This window comes from Clostridium beijerinckii, assembly GCF_008705175.1.
GTDB lineage: Bacteria > Bacillota > Clostridia > Clostridiales > Clostridiaceae > Clostridium > Clostridium beijerinckii.
In genome coordinates this window covers 1,999,822-2,016,103 of sequence record NZ_CP043998.1, presented here as the reverse complement: position 1 = coordinate 2,016,103, position 16,282 = coordinate 1,999,822, and the positions used below count along the sequence as shown (strand labels likewise).

The following is a 16,282-nucleotide window of genomic DNA, read 5'->3' as shown; positions in this document are numbered from 1 at the left end:
CACCTTTATATAGCTACATTTTCTTTAAAAGATTCATAACCCTTTTCTTCAATTTCATTAGCTAAACTTCCATCTCCGGTTTTAACTATTCTTCCATCTACTAATACATGAACATAATCAGGTTTTAAATTTTCTAATATTTTTGTATTATGAGTAATAATTAAAACTCCATTGTTTTCATTTGAGAACATTTTAATACCTTTAGAAACAATTCTTATAGCGTCAACATCGAGTCCAGAATCTGATTCATCTAAAATTGCCAACTTTGGATTTAAAGTTAACATTTGCAGTATTTCATTTTTCTTCTTTTCTCCACCTGAAAATCCTACATTTAAATATCTGCTTGCATAGCTTTCATCTATTTTTAATTCCTTCATATTGTTCTTTAAATCTAAGTCAAACTTAAAATGTTTTAGCACATTTCCATCTGTAGTTCTCTTAGCATACTTTAAGAAATTCTCTACAGTAATTCCTGGAATTTCTTCTGGGTATTGAAATGATAAAAATAAACCTTTTTTAGCTCTTTCATCAGTCTTTAATTCATTTATGTTTTCACCTTCGAATTCTATATCTCCACTCAATCTTTTATATTTAGGATTATTTAAAAGAGCATTGGCTAGAGTAGATTTACCAGCTCCATTTGGTCCCATTATTACGTGAACTTCACCTTTATTTATTTCAAGATTTAATCCTTTTAAAATCTCTTTATCATCTGCTTCAATTCTTAAATCACACACTTTTAACAAACTCTTATCCATAACAATTCTCCTATCTAACTAATATTTAATTAACTATGTTTTTCACAAAACACCTGTCTAAACTCCATAAATGTAAGTCTTATATATAATTTCTTTATATGTATAAATTTTAAAGTGCATTCTAAATACACCTTAATATTAGCACAGGTTTTTTTAATGTGCAATACAAATGCACATTTTATTTTTAACCAATTTACTTTTTTTTATTATAAGGTATAATGAAACTAAAGAAGGGATGTGAAAATTTGAACTTATCTAAGTTTTCAGATTATGCTTTTAGAATTTTAATATATTTAGCTAAGAATCAAGATAAAATATGCACTGTGGAAGAGTTGGCATCTAACCTTGAAATATCTGAACATCATTTAAAGAAAATCGTTCATAGGCTAGGTAAAACTGAATATGTAATATCAACTAAAGGAAGAAATGGTGGCTTAAAACTTGGGTTGGAGCCTAAAGACATAAACCTTGGAAAAATATTAATAATTACAGAGGAAAGTATATCTATATCTGAATGTTTTTCAAGTGCAAAACATACTTGTTCCACTTCAAAATGTAAATTAAAAGCAATATTATCGTCATCTATTAATTCTTTTGTTGATGAATTTAGCAAATATACTTTAGAGGATATTTTATAGCAAGATAAAGTTTTTATACTTTATCTTGCTATAATTTTTTATTCAAATTCTATCATTAGAAAAATATTTTTTGTCTAAAGCCTTATCACAAAAACCATATACTTATAAAAAATCAAGAAAGTAATTAGGCTGTACTGATTTCTAAATTACATAAATCAGTATTTTTTATACACCCATTAAATGTATACTTATATAAAAATAAAGGTGTTACAGTCGCTTCCCACTATAACACCATTTACCTATGAATTGTATTTTTTCTCCAATTCTTCTAATATTAAAATATTATCTTTTTTTATGTGATTATTTATTTCTTCAAAGTCAATACATTCCTTATTTATACCTGTTAATGTGCCTGCATTTAATTCTCTTTTGGCAAATGTATATACAACTTTATCTTCTTTATCAATATGTCTCTCTAATAAATGCGTATAGGAGATAGCATTAGAAATTACGTCTAAAATAGCTTCTTCATCCCCATCTTTTAGATTTTTAAGTGCAGCTTGAAGTTCACTTATGTGTAGTCTTCCAAGATCATGCTCCACAAGCATACCATGCTTAACTATTTTTTCAGCAGTTGGGCCTATTTCTTCAACCATTCTATTAAAAAGCATTAATTCTTCTTTCTTATGATGATGAGAATCAGCAAAATTTCTAATAAAACCTATCATGGAATTAAAATCATCATAACTTATTTTTTCACCTTTGTATAATCTAAAACATGCTTTTCTTACAACAACCAACATTCTTTTTATATACTTATGTTCTTCCATCATTAAATCTATAGCATCCATATCTTTTCCTCCTATTACATATTTTCATTACAAATAACAGTAATAAATTTAATCATCGTATAGCCAAAAATATAGCTAGGTACTCTATTATTCTTAAATTATTACCCCATAAAAATTCTTAATTATAAAAATCTTATTTCCTTCTTATCACCATTGTATTGTTGTCATCTTCAACATACTCGAAATCTGAATTAACTGCATTTACAAATTCTTTAACCCATAAACTTCTTAGCTTGTAGAAATAATTAACATCACCTTCTTCTTTATTCCAAATATCACTATGAACGCATACTCTTCTCTTCCATTCAACCATATCTTCTTCTGCTTTAATTACTTCATTGACTCTATCACATGGCATTCCATCTAAAATATAATCATTGATACTGTCAAAAATTTCACCTGCATTTGTAAGTTCCATTCCTTTTTCTTTAACTTCGCTGGCAGCTTTAATCCCTTGACTAGAATAAATCTCTTCTAATTTTGTAGTGACACCTTTATTATTATTTACAAGTTTTGTTGTCCACGCAGCCATTCTTCCCTCTGCTGAATGAATTTTTCCTTGTAACCATCCATGGATATTACTTGTGTCTATCATTTCTTCTAGTGGAAGATTCAGAGTTGGCTCACCATACTTTTCATTAATTTCTTTACGTAACTCTTCTACATTCAAACCTTCTTCTTTTGCAAGGTTTATTATCTCACCTTCTAATTTTTCAAACCATAAAATCTTATTAAATAACCAATAATGTATCTTTCCTAAAAATAAACTCATATTTTTTCTCCTCCTATAGCAAAAGTATTTAACTAGAAAATAAAACTTTTATTATTTTTAAACTTAAACCAATTTAAAAATCCATACTTATTTACTTCAAATACTTATTTATATTATGTTTTATTTGTAAATTTATAATACCATATTATTTTATATTTTTACGTAACATATGATACAAATCCATAAAAAAGATATATAAGAAAATCCTATATTTTATCCTTTTTTATAGAAATATTTTTCATTTTATTTTAGAAGTCAATAAAAGAAGCAGTGGCTGTTTTTAACTTCCACTGCTTCCTATACCCTTATATTAACTTACCCTCTTATTTTCCCATAAATCTTATTTTTGTACTGGTTTCTTTATTATTCCTAATATTATTGCCCCAACTACTGCACCAATGATTATTGCTGCTAAGTATTGAAGTGGATTAGTTACTATTGCAATAACAAATATTCCACCGTGAGGTGCTCTTAATGCACATCCAAATGCCATTGAAAGAGCTCCAGCAACTGCTGAACCAATTATACAAGATGGTAGTACTCTTATTGGATCTGCTGCTGCAAAAGGTATCGCACCTTCTGAAATAAATGATAATCCCATTATATAGTTTACAAGACCTGCCTGCCTGTCTTTTTCAGTAAATTTATTTCTAAATACTGTAGTACATATTGCAATTGCAAGTGGTGGAACCATACCACCAGCCATAACAGCTGCCATTATATCAAAGTTTCCACTAGCAAGTGATGCTGTACCAAAAAGATAAGCTGCTTTGTTAACTGGACCACCCATATCAACTGACATCATACCACCTAAAACAATACCTAAAAGAATCTTACTTGTACCACCCATTGAGTTAAGTGCACCAGTGATACCTGTATTTATTGATCCCATTATTGGGTTTATGAATAACATTATAACACCGATTAAAAATGTTCCTAGTAAAGGATATAAAAATACTGGCTTTATACCTTCTAAACTGTTTGGTAAACCTGCAAATAACTTCTTAAGACCAACAACTAAATATCCAGCAATGAAACCTGCAAGTAATGCCCCTAAGAAACCACCAGAAACTGCTGGAACTTTTGGATCAAAAGCACTTGCAAAAGTAATACCGGCACTAGCTAAAGCACCACCAACAAAACCTACTGAAAGAGCTGGTCTATCTCCAATACTCATTGCAATAAATCCAGCAAGAACTGGTAACATGAATCCAAATGCAGTACCACCAATCTTCATCAATACGGCTGCAATAGGTGTGCCTGAACCAAAACCACTTGGATTAGCAGGATTGAATGTATCAAATAAGAATGCTAAAGCTATTAATATACCACCACCGATTACAAACGGTAACATATGTGATACACCATTCATAAGATGCTTGTAAATTTGGCGTCCAACAGATTCGTTTGAAACATCTTCGCTGCTATCTGCTCCTCCAGCATGATGATATATTGGAGCATTTCCACTTATAGCTTCCTCAATTAATTGAGCCGACTTGTGTATTCCATCTGCAACCTTAGTTTTAATTACTCTCTTACCATCAAATCTAGCCATTTCTACATTTTTATCAGCTGCTATAATTATACATTCTGCATTTGCTATTTCTTCTTTTGTTAAAACGTTTTTAGCACCACCAGAACCATTTGTCTCAACTTTTATTGAGACTCCCATATCTTTCCCCTTACTTTCAAGACTTTCAGCTGCCATGTAAGTATGTGCAATCCCTGTTGGACATGCAGTTACTGCTAATACTCTATAACCACTTTTATTCATCTCTAATTCCCCCTTTACCTCTTCAGGAAACTTTTCCATTTCCTTCTTATCTATTAACCTTAAAAACTCCTCTTTATCAGAACAGTCGATTAAGCTTGTTCTAAATGCTTCATCCATTAATATAGTAGATAATCTTGCTAATACTTCTAAGTGTAAATTATCATTATTATCTGGTACAGCAATCATGAAGAAAAGATGTGCTGGTTGACCATCTAATGCATCATAATCAACACCCTTTTTACAAATTGCAGCTGCAAGAGATGCTTTCTTTACTGCACTCGTTTTTCCATGTGGAATTGCTATTCCATCCCCTATCCCAGTTGTACTTAATTCTTCCCTGGCTAATATTGCTTTTTTATATTCTTCCTTATTATTTAAATTTCCCGTTTTGTCCATTAAATCAACTAATTCATTTATACATTGTTCTTTTGTATTTGGATTAAAATTTAAGTTTATGCCTTGTTTGTGTAATAAATCTACAATCCTCATTGTTAGCCTCCTAAAATTTAAATATATTTTTATTCTTTTGTAAAAATCATAATACTAGTTAAACTACTCTTGTCAAAATTTTAAAATATAATAAGATTCAACTCATACTAGAATAAATTCACTATTAAATTTGCTTTAATAATTCATATACTTGTTCTTTAGTTGCCAATTCTTCTGAGAAAGCACTTGCACTTCCTGTAGCAATTCCCATTTTGAACGCTTCTTCTATATTTTTATTTTTCAAATATCCACATAAGAAACCAGCCACCATTGAATCTCCAGCCCCAACTGAATTTTTAAGTATTCCTTTTGGAACAGCTCTTTTTATCGGATCTCCATTTTCAGGTAGTAGAATTGCTCCATCACCTGCCATTGAAATAAGAACATTTTTTGCTCCCATTTCTTGAAGTTTTCTACCATATTTAATTATGTCTTCATCATCTTTTAATTCTACATTAAACATTTCTGCAAGTTCATGATGATTTGGTTTTATCAAAAACGGTTTATATTTTAATACCTTTAATAGCAAATCTTTTGTTGCATCAACTATGAACTCTACCCCCTTATCCAATAAGCTGTTCATAATGCTTTCATATATATTATCTGGCACACTATTTGGTATACTCCCTGATAATATTAAATAATCGCCTTTTGTTAGATGTGAAAGTTTTTCATGTAAGAGATTTAACTCTTCATCAGTTATTGCTGGTCCCGATCCATTAATTTCTGTTTCTCCATCACTTTTAAGTTTCACGTTTATTCTAGAAAATCCACTTTTTAATTTTATAAAATCACAGTTTACGCCATGACTTTGTATTTGTCTTAGAATTTCATCTCCAGTAAATCCAGCAACATATCCAAGAGCTGTATTAGCTACCCCTAGATTTTTAAGAACTATGGATACGTTAATTCCTTTACCACCTGCATAAATATTTTCCTCTTCAGTTCTATTTAATGAATCGACCTTAAATGAATCAACTTTAACAATATAATCTAAAGAAGGATTAAGAGTTATTGTATTAATCATTTTTTACCACCTCTATTACATTAGTATCATAACTAATATTATTATCAATTTTTGTTGTTATTAATGTTGAATCTGCTATTGCTCCGAAAGTTATAAAACTAACTTTTTCTAATTTAGATTGATCTGCTAATACATATGATTCTCTGCACATTTTCATTGCTTGAGCTTTAACCATTGCTTCATTCATATCTGGAGTTGTATAACCACTCTCGTTGCTTACGCCATTTACTCCAAAGAAACCTTTTGAGAAATTATATTTTTTCAAATCTTCTACAACAGTACTTCCTACTATTGCTTCAGTTATAGCTTTAACTTCGCCTCCAACAATAAAAGTCTTAAAACCTCTTTCCAAAAGCTTTTTTGCATGAACTATTCCATTAGTTACAACTATTATTTCGTTGGCTTCAATAAAATCTATTAAGATCTCAGTTGTTGTTCCAGCATCCAAGTAGAGTATATCCCCATCTTCAATTAATGCAGCAGCATGCTTTGCTATTTCAGATTTTTCATCTACATTCAAAGATTGTCTAACATTAACTTTATAATCGTGCTTGGATGTACTCTCACCTATTGCAATTGCACCTCCATGAATTTTCTTCAAAAGCCCCTCACTATCAAGTGTATTTAGATCTCTTCTAACTGTAGATTCCGAAGCATCCAGTAATTTTACTAAATCAGTAACAGATACTATTCCTTTTACCTTCAACTCCTGAAGAATGATATTAAACCTTTCTTCTGTAAACATTATCATCACTCCTCTGATATAATAATAACTTATATTCCAATAAAAATCAACCATTTTATTTCAAAAAAAATCACTTTTTTCACGTTTATTGATTTTTATTGATTGTTTTTATTCATATTTAAATATTTTGTTCTTTTGTTGACTGTTTCAAGTCATTTAACTTATACAATATTGGTTCTAAAAGTAATCCTTCTCTTGCTGGGTAATCATAAGAACTGCTTTCTTTAATACAATCTTCAACGAATTTGCATGATTCTTCAACGCTCTTTTCTAATGAGTTACCATCCATAATTAATCCAATCAAAACTGATGTAAAAACATCTCCAGTTCCTGGATAAGATCTTTCTATCCTATCCCTAATTATTAATTTGAAAGAATCGTTTTCTCCATTATATACAGCTATCCCAATCTTCTTTTTATTTGCGACAGGTGCACTTGTGATTATTACATTATCACATCCAAAACTATATAATTTTCTAGAAAGCGCTAATAGTTTCTCTTCATTCACTTCCTCTACAATCTTTTCATCACATAAAATACATGCTTCCGTAAAGTTAGGTGTAATGATATGCGAATATCTTATTATCCTTTTTAAACTATCTGAATATTCCTTACTAAAATTACTATAATAAGAACCGTTATCAGCAAAAATAGGATCGAGCACTACTAATGATTTATTCTTGTTTACAGATTCTAATAAAAGTAAAGTTTCTTCGATATTATTAGTACTTCCTAAATATCCAACAAATATGCTTTCAAAATTTATGTTCAATTCAATATAGTGTTGAACCGCCTTACTTATATATCCATCCAATCTTTCTATGTTTGGACTAAACCCTCCAGTATGACTGGTTAATATCATAGTAGGTATCGGACAAACCTCTACCCCCAAAGTTGATAGAATAGGAATTACATTGGTTAAAGCAGCTTTTCCTATTCCGCATAAATCATGTAAAACAGCTGCTCTTTTTATAGGCTTTATCATAGATTTCTCCTCTCTAAAACATTTTTACATTTAGTTTTTTAATTCTTCATCATATTCAATAGAAATACAACTTCTTTGTAAAAAATTATAGTATTAATACCTGAATCAGGCAAATTAATTACCATATGATTGTATTACATTAGAACTTTTACTGTTGTTTTTTATCATGGTTGTGTAATAATTTTAACTTTTAGCAAAAAAATGCTATCCACCTATCTATAAAAGGTTATATAGCACTTCACTGTTATTCTCTATAAGAATTTCAATTCTTTTAACCTGTCAATTAAATTAATCTTATTATCTTTCGCTACCTGCCTTATCTCTAACTCAATTCCTTTCTCGTAAAGTTTCTTGAAACATTCTATATCTTTATTATTTACGGATATAGCACCAGTAATTTGTTTTTTTCCATCCTTATAGCACATTCCTCCAACATTTACAGATTTAATATCAACTCCACCTTCAATCATTCGAAGCACGTCTGCCGGATTAGTAAATAAAAATAAAGTCTTAAAATTTTTATATTTAGGATTCTTATAAGCTTTGATAGCGGTTTCTATTGGTATTACATAAGCTTTAATTCCTTTTAATGCTACTTGAAGTAACAACTGTTTTCTCAAATCATCTTTAGCAACTTCATCACTACACGCCATAATTCTGTTACATCCACTTGCTTTTGACCATATGGTTGCAATCTGTCCATGTATCAATCTGTCATCAATTCTTACAAAGCTAATTTCCATGATTTCAAAACCCCTTCAAATTTTATATTAATTCTATATTTATCATGTACATTTAAACGCAGCTATCCCCAACGCTACATTTCATTTTTAAAATTTGTAATTATAATATCACAAAATGTATTCATTTTCAATCACAACAATTCACTTTCCTTCAAACAAAATCGTGATAATCCCACTTAAAGCTCAAAATAAGATTTTCTTTATATTATTATTTATTAAAAAATTAAGCTATAATCATTTACTCTTATTTATGTTATGTTGAAATTTAGTTTCTGCCTCCTAGCCTTAATTAATCATTTAACTTGCTAGAATTTTAAATAAAGATTTATTTTTGAAGTATTTATACTTCAAATACTCAATTAAATTCATTATATCTAGTAAAATACAAATTATAATTTTTATAACAAAAAATAGCATATTAAAGTAATTTTAATATGCTAAATTGTTTATATTTTTTACTCAAGTATACTTTCTTATGCTGAATTTTATAAAGTAACACCTTGTTTTAAAATAGCTAACTCTTTAAATTTATTAATTTCATTATTTACATATTTTCCATTAGCCACTTCAACCACATATTTTATAAATTCTTCTGTTACTTCACTCAAAGTCTTATCTTCAACTAAAGTTCCTGCATTAAAGTCCATCCAATGTGGCTTTAAATTATATAATGGAGTATTTGTTGATATCTTCATTGTTGGGACAAATGTACCGAATGGTGTTCCTCTACCTGTTGTAAATAAAACCATATGACAACCAGCTGCCGCTAAAGCTGAGGCTGCAACCAAATCATTTCCTGGTCCACTTAAAAGATTTAATCCATTAGTTTTTAAAGTTTCACCATATTTTAATACACCTACAACTGTTGAATCTCCTGATTTTTGTGTACACCCTAAAGATTTATCCTCTAATGTTGTAATTCCACCAGCTTTATTTCCTGGAGAAGGATTTTCGTATATAGGCTGATTATACGCCATGAAATATTCTTTGAAATCATTTATTAAATGTACAGTTTTATCAAAAGTTTCATTATCTTTAGCTCTATTCATAAGAATTGTTTCAGCACCAAACATCTCAGGAACTTCTGTAAGTATTGTTGTTCCACCTTGTGCAACTAAGAAATCTGAAAAACTACCTACAAGAGGATTTGCAGTTATTCCTGAGAAGCCATCTGAACCACCGCACTTTAATCCAACTTTTAAATTTGATAGAGATACTGATTCTCTCTTATCATTTTTCATATTTTCATAAAGCTCACGTAATATTTTGGCACCCTCTTCTATTTCGTTAGAAACTTCCTGTGATACTAGAAATTTAATTCTAGTTGTATCATATTCTCCCAATGACTCAATAAATTCAGCCATTGTATTATTTTCGCAACCAAGTCCAAGTACTAACACGCCTCCAGCATTAGGATGCTTTACTAAATTTCCAAGCATAGTTCTTGTATTTGCATGATCATCTCCCAATTGAGAACATCCATAATTATGTTTGAAAATTTCAACTCCATCGATCCCAACAGGTTTTACATCTTCTTTGAATTTTTCGATTATTCTTTCACCAATTCCATTAACGCACCCAACGGTTGGCACTATCCAAAGTTCATTTCTTATACCAACATTACCGTTTGCTCTTCTATATCCATCAAAAGTAAGATTTTTGTTTTCTATAGAAACTTGTTTTAGCTGCTGATTAAAATTATATTCCATAATTCCATCTAAATTTGTTTTAATATTATGCGTGTGAATCCATTCTCCTATTGATATATCCTTAACAGCATGTCCTATTGGATATCCATACTTTATTACATTGTCGTTAACTTTAAAGTCTGATATAGCTACTTTGTGTCCTCTTTTTATGTCTTCTTTTATCTCTATTTTTTTATTTTCAACTTCTATAATTTCACTTTTAGACAAATCTCTAAGTGCTACTACAACATTGTCTTTTTCATTTATTTTTATAATTTCTTTCATCACTCTCTACCTACTTCCATTAAATTATTGTTCACAACTTTAAATTTAACAGCTATATGAATATTCTATAATAATAATTTATAATCTTATTCCTAAATAACTTCTTTTATAGCTTCCTTCATTCCTACTTTTTCAATTATTTCTAAATATCTTGAAACTTCATCAGCTAGATTAGGAATTTCATTCAAATTGCTTCCCCAATTCTTTTCATATGCAAGAACAGAAGTTACAATTTTGTTTAGGCCTTCTTTTGTTCCATCATATTTTTCCCATAATTCCTTGAATAATTCTAATATATCCTCATCATCAGCTAGTTCAATATCTTCGTCTCCTCTTTTTCCTTTGTAGAATTCTATTAAAGATGCAAGGGAGAATACTAATTTCTTAGGAAGTGTACCCTTTCTCTTTAGATATTCAGTCAAACTTGGTAAATCTCTTGTTTTGTATTTAGATAATGAATTTAATGCTATGCTCATTAGATAGTGCTTTACATATGGATTTTGGAATCTTTCTATAATCGCATCTGCAAATTCCACTAATTCTTCGTGAGGCAAATCTAAAGTTTCTATGATTTCATCATATATTACATCATGGACGTATCTTCCTATAACCTCATGATCAACAGCTTCTCCTACAGTTTCTAAACCATAAAGGTATGCTACTGGAACCATTGCTGTATGAGGCCCATTTAAAATTCTAACTTTTCTTGTTCTATATGGTGTCATATCATCTACAACTTTTACATTAAGTCCAGCTTTTTCTATTGGTAATTCATCTTTTATAGACTGAGGCCCTTCAATTACCCATAGGTGGAATATTTCCCCTACATCTACTAAATTATCATCATATCCAAGTTCTTCTCTAACTTCATCAATTGTATCTCTTGGATATCCTGGAACTATTCTATCAACTAAACTACAGCAAAAAGTATTAGCATCATTTATCCAATTCACAAAATCTTGTCCTAAATTCCACATTTCTGCATATCTTAATACTATTTCTTTAAGTTTTTCACCATTTCTATCAATAAGCTCACATGGAATTATAATAAAACCTTTACTATTGTCACCATTAAACACCATAAATCTACGGAACAAAAATGCGGTTAACTTACCCGGAAAACTTTTTTGACATCCTTCATTTAACTTATCATTCTCATCAAAAGCGATTCCTGCCTCTGTTGTATTTGACACTATGAACCTTAATTCTGGATTTTCTGCAACTTTTAAATATTCATTATAATCTGTATATGGATTAATTCCTCTACTTATACTATTGATTATTTTATGTGTTTTTATAGCTCTTTTTCCTTGAACTCCTTGAAGATAAAGTGTAAACAAGCCATCTTGTTCATTTAGCATATTAACTAGTCCACCTTCTTGAGGCTGAACGACTACGACACTTCCATTGAAACCTGCTTCTTCATTCATTTTGTCAATTTGCCAATCAACAAATGCTCTTAGGAAATTTCCTTCCCCAAATTGTAGCACTTTTTCAGGGTAAGTCTTAAATTCTTTATATATTTTCTTATTTAATTTCATTAGTTATTCCTCCTAAGTTTTTTCATTAAAAATATCTTAAACTAATTTCAATGGACAATTAACAATGCAAATGCTATCATTTTAATATTTCATATCTCTTCAATTACCAATATCAACTTTGATATATACATTGTTAAAGATAAGTAAAAGTTTATTTTAAATATTATTTGAAGTTTATAATTTAGAGATAGAATACACTTAAAATTTAATTATCAAAATAATCCTCTTTACTTATCCTTAAATGTAATTAAAATTTTATATGAAGAAAGTACTTTTAATAGCGCTAACATTTTCAATTGTTAGAAATATAGTAATATCTATTTCAGAAAATTCTATCTTTCAACGCCTTGTCTCTTTCCTATGAATTCCATCAGTTGATCATAATATGGATAACCTTCCATATCTCCCTGTACCAATGTTGCCATAGCTCCAACACCGTTAGCATATTGCCCAATTTCGTTTAGTGATAATTTTTCTAAATATCCAGCTAAAAATCCAGCTGCAAAACCATCGCCCGCCCCAGCTGTATCTTGAATTAAATCTGATACATTATACCCTGCGACCTTGACTCCTTCTTTTTTATCTTTTATATAGCAGCCTTCTGACCCTAATTTTACTGCGACTATTTTCGCTTCCTTATTTAAGAAAAAATCTGCCACATCATCTTTATTAGTTAATCCTAATAAAAGTTCCGCTTCATCTAATCCAGGCATTACAATATCTGCCTTACTAGCAATATCCACCAAGATCTTTCTAGCTTCATCAACCGTCCACAATTTAAGCCTGATATTAGGATCGAATGATACTAATATCTTGTTTTCTTTAGCTATTTCTATTGCTCTGTATACTGCTCTTCTACAACTTTCCGATAAAGCTGGCGTTATACCTGTAATATGAAGAATTTTAGCTTGCTTAATATATTCTTCATCAATATCCTCTGGCGATAAGCTACTAGCAGCAGAATTCTTTCTATAATAATATACATTCGGATTGCTTCGTTGATAACGTTCCTTAAAAAGCAATCCTGTAGGCCTTTCTTTATCAATTATTACTCTTGATGTATCTACTCCCTCTGCTTTTATAGAACTTATAACAAATCTTCCGAATTCATCATCCGAAACTTTTGAGAACCAGCCCGCACTATGATTTAATTTTGCCAAGGCAGTAGCGACATTTGATTCGGCACCACCGAGTGACTTGGAAAAACTATGAACATGTCTCAAAGGGCCATTAATATTAGGACTAAATACGACCATTGATTCTCCAAAAGTTAAAACATCCATTTTAGATTCTCTCCTTCGCTTTTCTGTATGCATCCATAAATTCTTTAGCAGTCCTTTGAACTAGATCATAATCGCCTGTTTTTGCACCTTTAGTTAAATCTCCTCCTGTTCCTACTACGAAGGCTCCTACTTCTATCCACTCATGTAAGTTAGCTATACTAACACCACCTGTTGGCATAAAGTCTCCTTGAGGGAGCGGCCCCTTAAATGATTTAATTACTGATGGCCCATATAGATTGGCTGGGAATATTTTAACCACATCAACTCCATACTCAAAAGCTGTAATAGCATCCTTAACGGTCATTACTCCTGGCATAACCAGAATCTTATACCTATTACAAAGCTTTAAAGTATCAATATCCAAACTTGGGCTTACAATAAATTGTGCCCCTGCTAAAATACAAGCTCTTGCCGTTTCACTGTCCAATACAGTTCCCGCCCCAACAATTACATCGGTATCCTTATATTTTTCAGCAACTTCTTTAATAACTTCAACTGGATTTGGAACAGTCATTGTAAGTTCCATCACTTTTATTCCGCCTTTTGAAACAGCATCTACAATTTTAAGAGCTTCTTCTTTTGAGTCTCCCCTCACAACTGCAACAACACCTGCTTCTTTTATATTTTTTAAAACTTCTTCTCTTCTCATATTACACCTCAAATTCTTTCTTAATTAATATCTTCATACTGAATATATATACAGGTTTTAGATAATAAAATTATTCTTTAGAATATCCATTAGTTTAAAATTCATAGTCTTTCAAACTAATTTTTCAGAATATATATTATAATTTCAAACATTCATTTTTTAACAAATCTATTTTGTGCTATCACTATTAATTAAATACACAGTTCTTAAAATGGTTAACTTAAAATATGATTAATAAATTATAGTATGAAAATTATAGGTTTGAAGAATTCTATATTATTTATTTTTGTATTTTTAAGAACTGTGTTATATATTAAATAAGTTTATAGCTTATTTATATATCAAAGCATTTTTTTCTTTGATTATTAAATTAAAATATTTATAAATATTTTAATTTAATAAATAATTTTCGTTCACGTTAACAATTAGAGGTCGAACAATTGTTAACGTGAACAATTTTAGTTAAAAATTATTTAAGTTATATTTACATTATAGTATCAAATAAAAAAATATGCAATACTTTTTTGTGAACGTTAACAGTTTTTTACAAGTATATCTTTTTTTATTTACTCAATATATAAAGATAAAACACTATCAACTCTCAAAATACAAAGCTGATAGTGCCTTATTCTTCTTAGCTAAACAATAATGATTTATTTATAACATTATTATTCTAAAATTCCTTTTTCCCATTTTCCTTCTTGTAAGTCTTGAGCAACTTTTCTGTACTTGTCATCTGGTAGATTATGTAATATACCTACTACAAGAGCAGCTAAAGCTAAAGCTACTGCTGGATACAATGTCATTGCTCCCTTAATTCCTAGTAATGTTTCTGCACTTTGTTGTGCGTTTGCAACATACCCAGTCATACCTAATACTGCTGCACTAACAAGGGCTGCCATAGATTGTGCAATTTTTCTTGAAAAGTTAAATGCAGCATAAGTTACACCTTCTTTTCTTATTCCAGTATGCCAATGTCCATAGTCAATTGCATCCGTTACGAATGCCCAAGTAACTCCATTTGGAATAGCTAAAGCTACATATCCTATTGTAACAAGAACTGTGAAAGTAGTAGCATTTGTTGGTATTATAAAGTTTAATCCATTAGCAACAATTCCAATCAATAGTCCTGCAATCGCAGTTTTCTTTTTACCAAAATGTTTTACTAAGAATGGAATAGCGAATATACCTATTACAGAACATCCAATCATTATACCATTAACCTTAGGTTGAAGTTTAATATCCCCTAAGTTATATTGGCAGAAGAAAATCATCATTTGGTTGTTAGTATTCATAGCTGATATTGTAAATAATTGCATAAGAATTAAGCATAACAATGGTCTATTTGTAAATACAACCTTAAAATAATCTTTAGCAGATGCCTTTTCTGATTTACCTTCTCTATTAATTACAACATGTTCTTTTGTGTTAGCAAAACAGATAAAGAATGAAACAACTCCTATAACAGCCATAACTGCGGCCGCAACTGGATAACCAACTTTTTTGTCACTAAACATCATAAGAATAGGTACAAAAGCTACTCCAGTTATTAATTGTGCTCCTAATGAACCAGCTTGTCTAAATGTAGCTAATTGGCTTCTATCCTCTACATCTCTTGTCATAACCGATGCTAATGATCCATAAGGAACATTAGTGAATGAATATACAAGACCCCAAATCATATATGTTGCATAACCATATATAATCTTAGATGAAAGCGGCATCTCAGGCATAGTAAAAGTAATAATTGTAAGTAAAGCAAGAATTATACTTGAAATCATCATTACAGGCCTAAACTTTCCTGATTTACCTGCTTTTCTACTATCTATCAGCGATCCTGCTAATGGATCCATGAATGCATCGAATATCTTTGTAAATGCAAATATACCACCAACTGCTCCAGCACTAATTCCACATGTATCTATAAAAAACTTTGTAAGATATGATTGACCTAAGTCAAACATGAATCCATTACCAAAATCTCCAAAACCATAAGAAATTTTTTCTCTTAAACTTAATTTAACGTTTCCATTATTAGCATTAGTTGATGCGTTTTTGTCAACAGAATTTAACATTCTTTTTCCTCCGTATCTTTAATTTAGTTAATTTTTATT

At 30.1% G+C, this 16,282-nt stretch carries 14 protein-coding genes; 1 reads left to right on the top strand and 13 read right to left on the bottom strand.

Features of this window, described 5'->3' with window-relative positions:
• Positions 1–5 precede the first annotated feature (5 nt).
• A complete protein-coding gene (gene sufC, locus F3K33_RS09165) occupies positions 6–758 on the bottom strand; it encodes a Fe-S cluster assembly ATPase SufC (RefSeq protein WP_011969171.1) in 753 nt (250 codons plus the stop codon).
• A 245-nt stretch (positions 759–1,003) separates the two neighbouring features.
• Here sufC and F3K33_RS09160 point away from each other — a divergent pair, with 245 nt between their 5' ends.
• Positions 1,004–1,396 (top strand): RrF2 family transcriptional regulator, encoded by a 393-nt coding sequence (locus F3K33_RS09160; protein ID WP_011969170.1) that lies wholly within the window; start codon positions 1,004–1,006, stop codon positions 1,394–1,396.
• A 239-nt stretch (positions 1,397–1,635) separates the two neighbouring features.
• Here the strand turns inward: F3K33_RS09160 and F3K33_RS09155 are convergent, their stop codons facing one another.
• From F3K33_RS09155 to F3K33_RS09100, 12 genes are all read right to left on the bottom strand, one after another.
• Entirely contained in the window at positions 1,636–2,187 is a 552-nt protein-coding gene (locus F3K33_RS09155) for a hemerythrin domain-containing protein (protein ID WP_039772419.1), read from the bottom strand.
• A 133-nt stretch (positions 2,188–2,320) separates the two neighbouring features.
• Entirely contained in the window at positions 2,321–2,959 is a 639-nt protein-coding gene (locus tag F3K33_RS09150; RefSeq protein ID WP_039772418.1) for a hypothetical protein, read from the bottom strand.
• 340 nt (positions 2,960–3,299) lie between these two features.
• Positions 3,300–5,222: a PTS fructose transporter subunit IIABC gene (locus F3K33_RS09145; protein ID WP_039772417.1), complete on the bottom strand. Its 1,923-nt coding sequence runs from the start codon at positions 5,220–5,222 to the stop codon at positions 3,300–3,302.
• Positions 5,223–5,346: 124 nt separating this feature from the next.
• Positions 5,347–6,249: a 1-phosphofructokinase gene (pfkB, locus tag F3K33_RS09140; RefSeq protein WP_017209655.1), complete on the bottom strand. Its 903-nt coding sequence runs from the start codon at positions 6,247–6,249 to the stop codon at positions 5,347–5,349.
• Entirely contained in the window at positions 6,242–6,994 is a 753-nt protein-coding gene (locus F3K33_RS09135; protein ID WP_017209656.1) for a DeoR/GlpR family DNA-binding transcription regulator, read from the bottom strand. The genes pfkB and F3K33_RS09135 overlap by 8 nt, the downstream gene beginning before the upstream one ends.
• Positions 6,995–7,112: 118 nt before the next feature.
• On the bottom strand, positions 7,113–7,979 hold the full coding sequence (locus tag F3K33_RS09130) for a pyridoxamine kinase (protein ID WP_039772416.1): 867 nt from the start codon (positions 7,977–7,979) through the stop codon (positions 7,113–7,115).
• A 251-nt stretch (positions 7,980–8,230) separates the two neighbouring features.
• Entirely contained in the window at positions 8,231–8,722 is a 492-nt protein-coding gene (locus F3K33_RS09125) for a mannose/fructose/sorbose PTS transporter subunit IIB (protein ID WP_023975085.1), read from the bottom strand.
• Between the two features lie 485 nt (positions 8,723–9,207).
• Positions 9,208–10,695, bottom strand: coding sequence for a UxaA family hydrolase (locus tag F3K33_RS09120; RefSeq protein WP_023975086.1), 1,488 nt, complete (start codon positions 10,693–10,695; stop codon positions 9,208–9,210).
• 92 nt (positions 10,696–10,787) lie between these two features.
• The gene (locus F3K33_RS09115; RefSeq protein ID WP_039772415.1) at positions 10,788–12,236 is read right to left on the bottom strand and encodes a tagaturonate reductase; all 1,449 of its coding nucleotides are present in this window, start codon (positions 12,234–12,236) and stop codon (positions 10,788–10,790) included.
• A gap of 332 nt (positions 12,237–12,568) precedes the next feature.
• A complete protein-coding gene (locus tag F3K33_RS09110) occupies positions 12,569–13,519 on the bottom strand; it encodes a sugar kinase (protein ID WP_023975088.1) in 951 nt (316 codons plus the stop codon).
• Between the two features lies 1 nt (position 13,520).
• Positions 13,521–14,168 (bottom strand): bifunctional 4-hydroxy-2-oxoglutarate aldolase/2-dehydro-3-deoxy-phosphogluconate aldolase, encoded by a 648-nt coding sequence (locus tag F3K33_RS09105; RefSeq protein WP_039772413.1) that lies wholly within the window; start codon positions 14,166–14,168, stop codon positions 13,521–13,523.
• A gap of 668 nt (positions 14,169–14,836) precedes the next feature.
• A complete protein-coding gene (locus tag F3K33_RS09100; protein WP_023975089.1) occupies positions 14,837–16,243 on the bottom strand; it encodes a glycoside-pentoside-hexuronide (GPH):cation symporter in 1,407 nt (468 codons plus the stop codon).
• Positions 16,244–16,282 lie beyond the last annotated feature (39 nt).

What these genes read in the sequence shown, in the direction of transcription:
- sufC (WP_011969171.1), bottom strand. Translation starts at nt 758, where the DNA reads ATGGATAAGAGTTTGTTAAAAGTGTGTGATTTAAGAATTGAAGCAGAT.
- F3K33_RS09155 (WP_039772419.1), bottom strand. Translation starts at nt 2,187, where the DNA reads ATGGATGCTATAGATTTAATGATGGAAGAACATAAGTATATAAAAAGA.
- F3K33_RS09150 (WP_039772418.1), bottom strand. Translation starts at nt 2,959, where the DNA reads ATGAGTTTATTTTTAGGAAAGATACATTATTGGTTATTTAATAAGATT.
- F3K33_RS09145 (WP_039772417.1), bottom strand. Translation starts at nt 5,222, where the DNA reads ATGAGGATTGTAGATTTATTACACAAACAAGGCATAAACTTAAATTTT.
- pfkB (WP_017209655.1), bottom strand. Translation starts at nt 6,249, where the DNA reads ATGATTAATACAATAACTCTTAATCCTTCTTTAGATTATATTGTTAAA.
- F3K33_RS09135 (WP_017209656.1), bottom strand. Translation starts at nt 6,994, where the DNA reads ATGTTTACAGAAGAAAGGTTTAATATCATTCTTCAGGAGTTGAAGGTA.
- F3K33_RS09130 (WP_039772416.1), bottom strand. Translation starts at nt 7,979, where the DNA reads ATGATAAAGCCTATAAAAAGAGCAGCTGTTTTACATGATTTATGCGGA.
- F3K33_RS09125 (WP_023975085.1), bottom strand. Translation starts at nt 8,722, where the DNA reads ATGGAAATTAGCTTTGTAAGAATTGATGACAGATTGATACATGGACAG.
- F3K33_RS09120 (WP_023975086.1), bottom strand. Translation starts at nt 10,695, where the DNA reads ATGAAAGAAATTATAAAAATAAATGAAAAAGACAATGTTGTAGTAGCA.
- F3K33_RS09115 (WP_039772415.1), bottom strand. Translation starts at nt 12,236, where the DNA reads ATGAAATTAAATAAGAAAATATATAAAGAATTTAAGACTTACCCTGAA.
- F3K33_RS09110 (WP_023975088.1), bottom strand. Translation starts at nt 13,519, where the DNA reads ATGGATGTTTTAACTTTTGGAGAATCAATGGTCGTATTTAGTCCTAAT.
- F3K33_RS09105 (WP_039772413.1), bottom strand. Translation starts at nt 14,168, where the DNA reads ATGAGAAGAGAAGAAGTTTTAAAAAATATAAAAGAAGCAGGTGTTGTT.
- F3K33_RS09100 (WP_023975089.1), bottom strand. Translation starts at nt 16,243, where the DNA reads ATGTTAAATTCTGTTGACAAAAACGCATCAACTAATGCTAATAATGGA.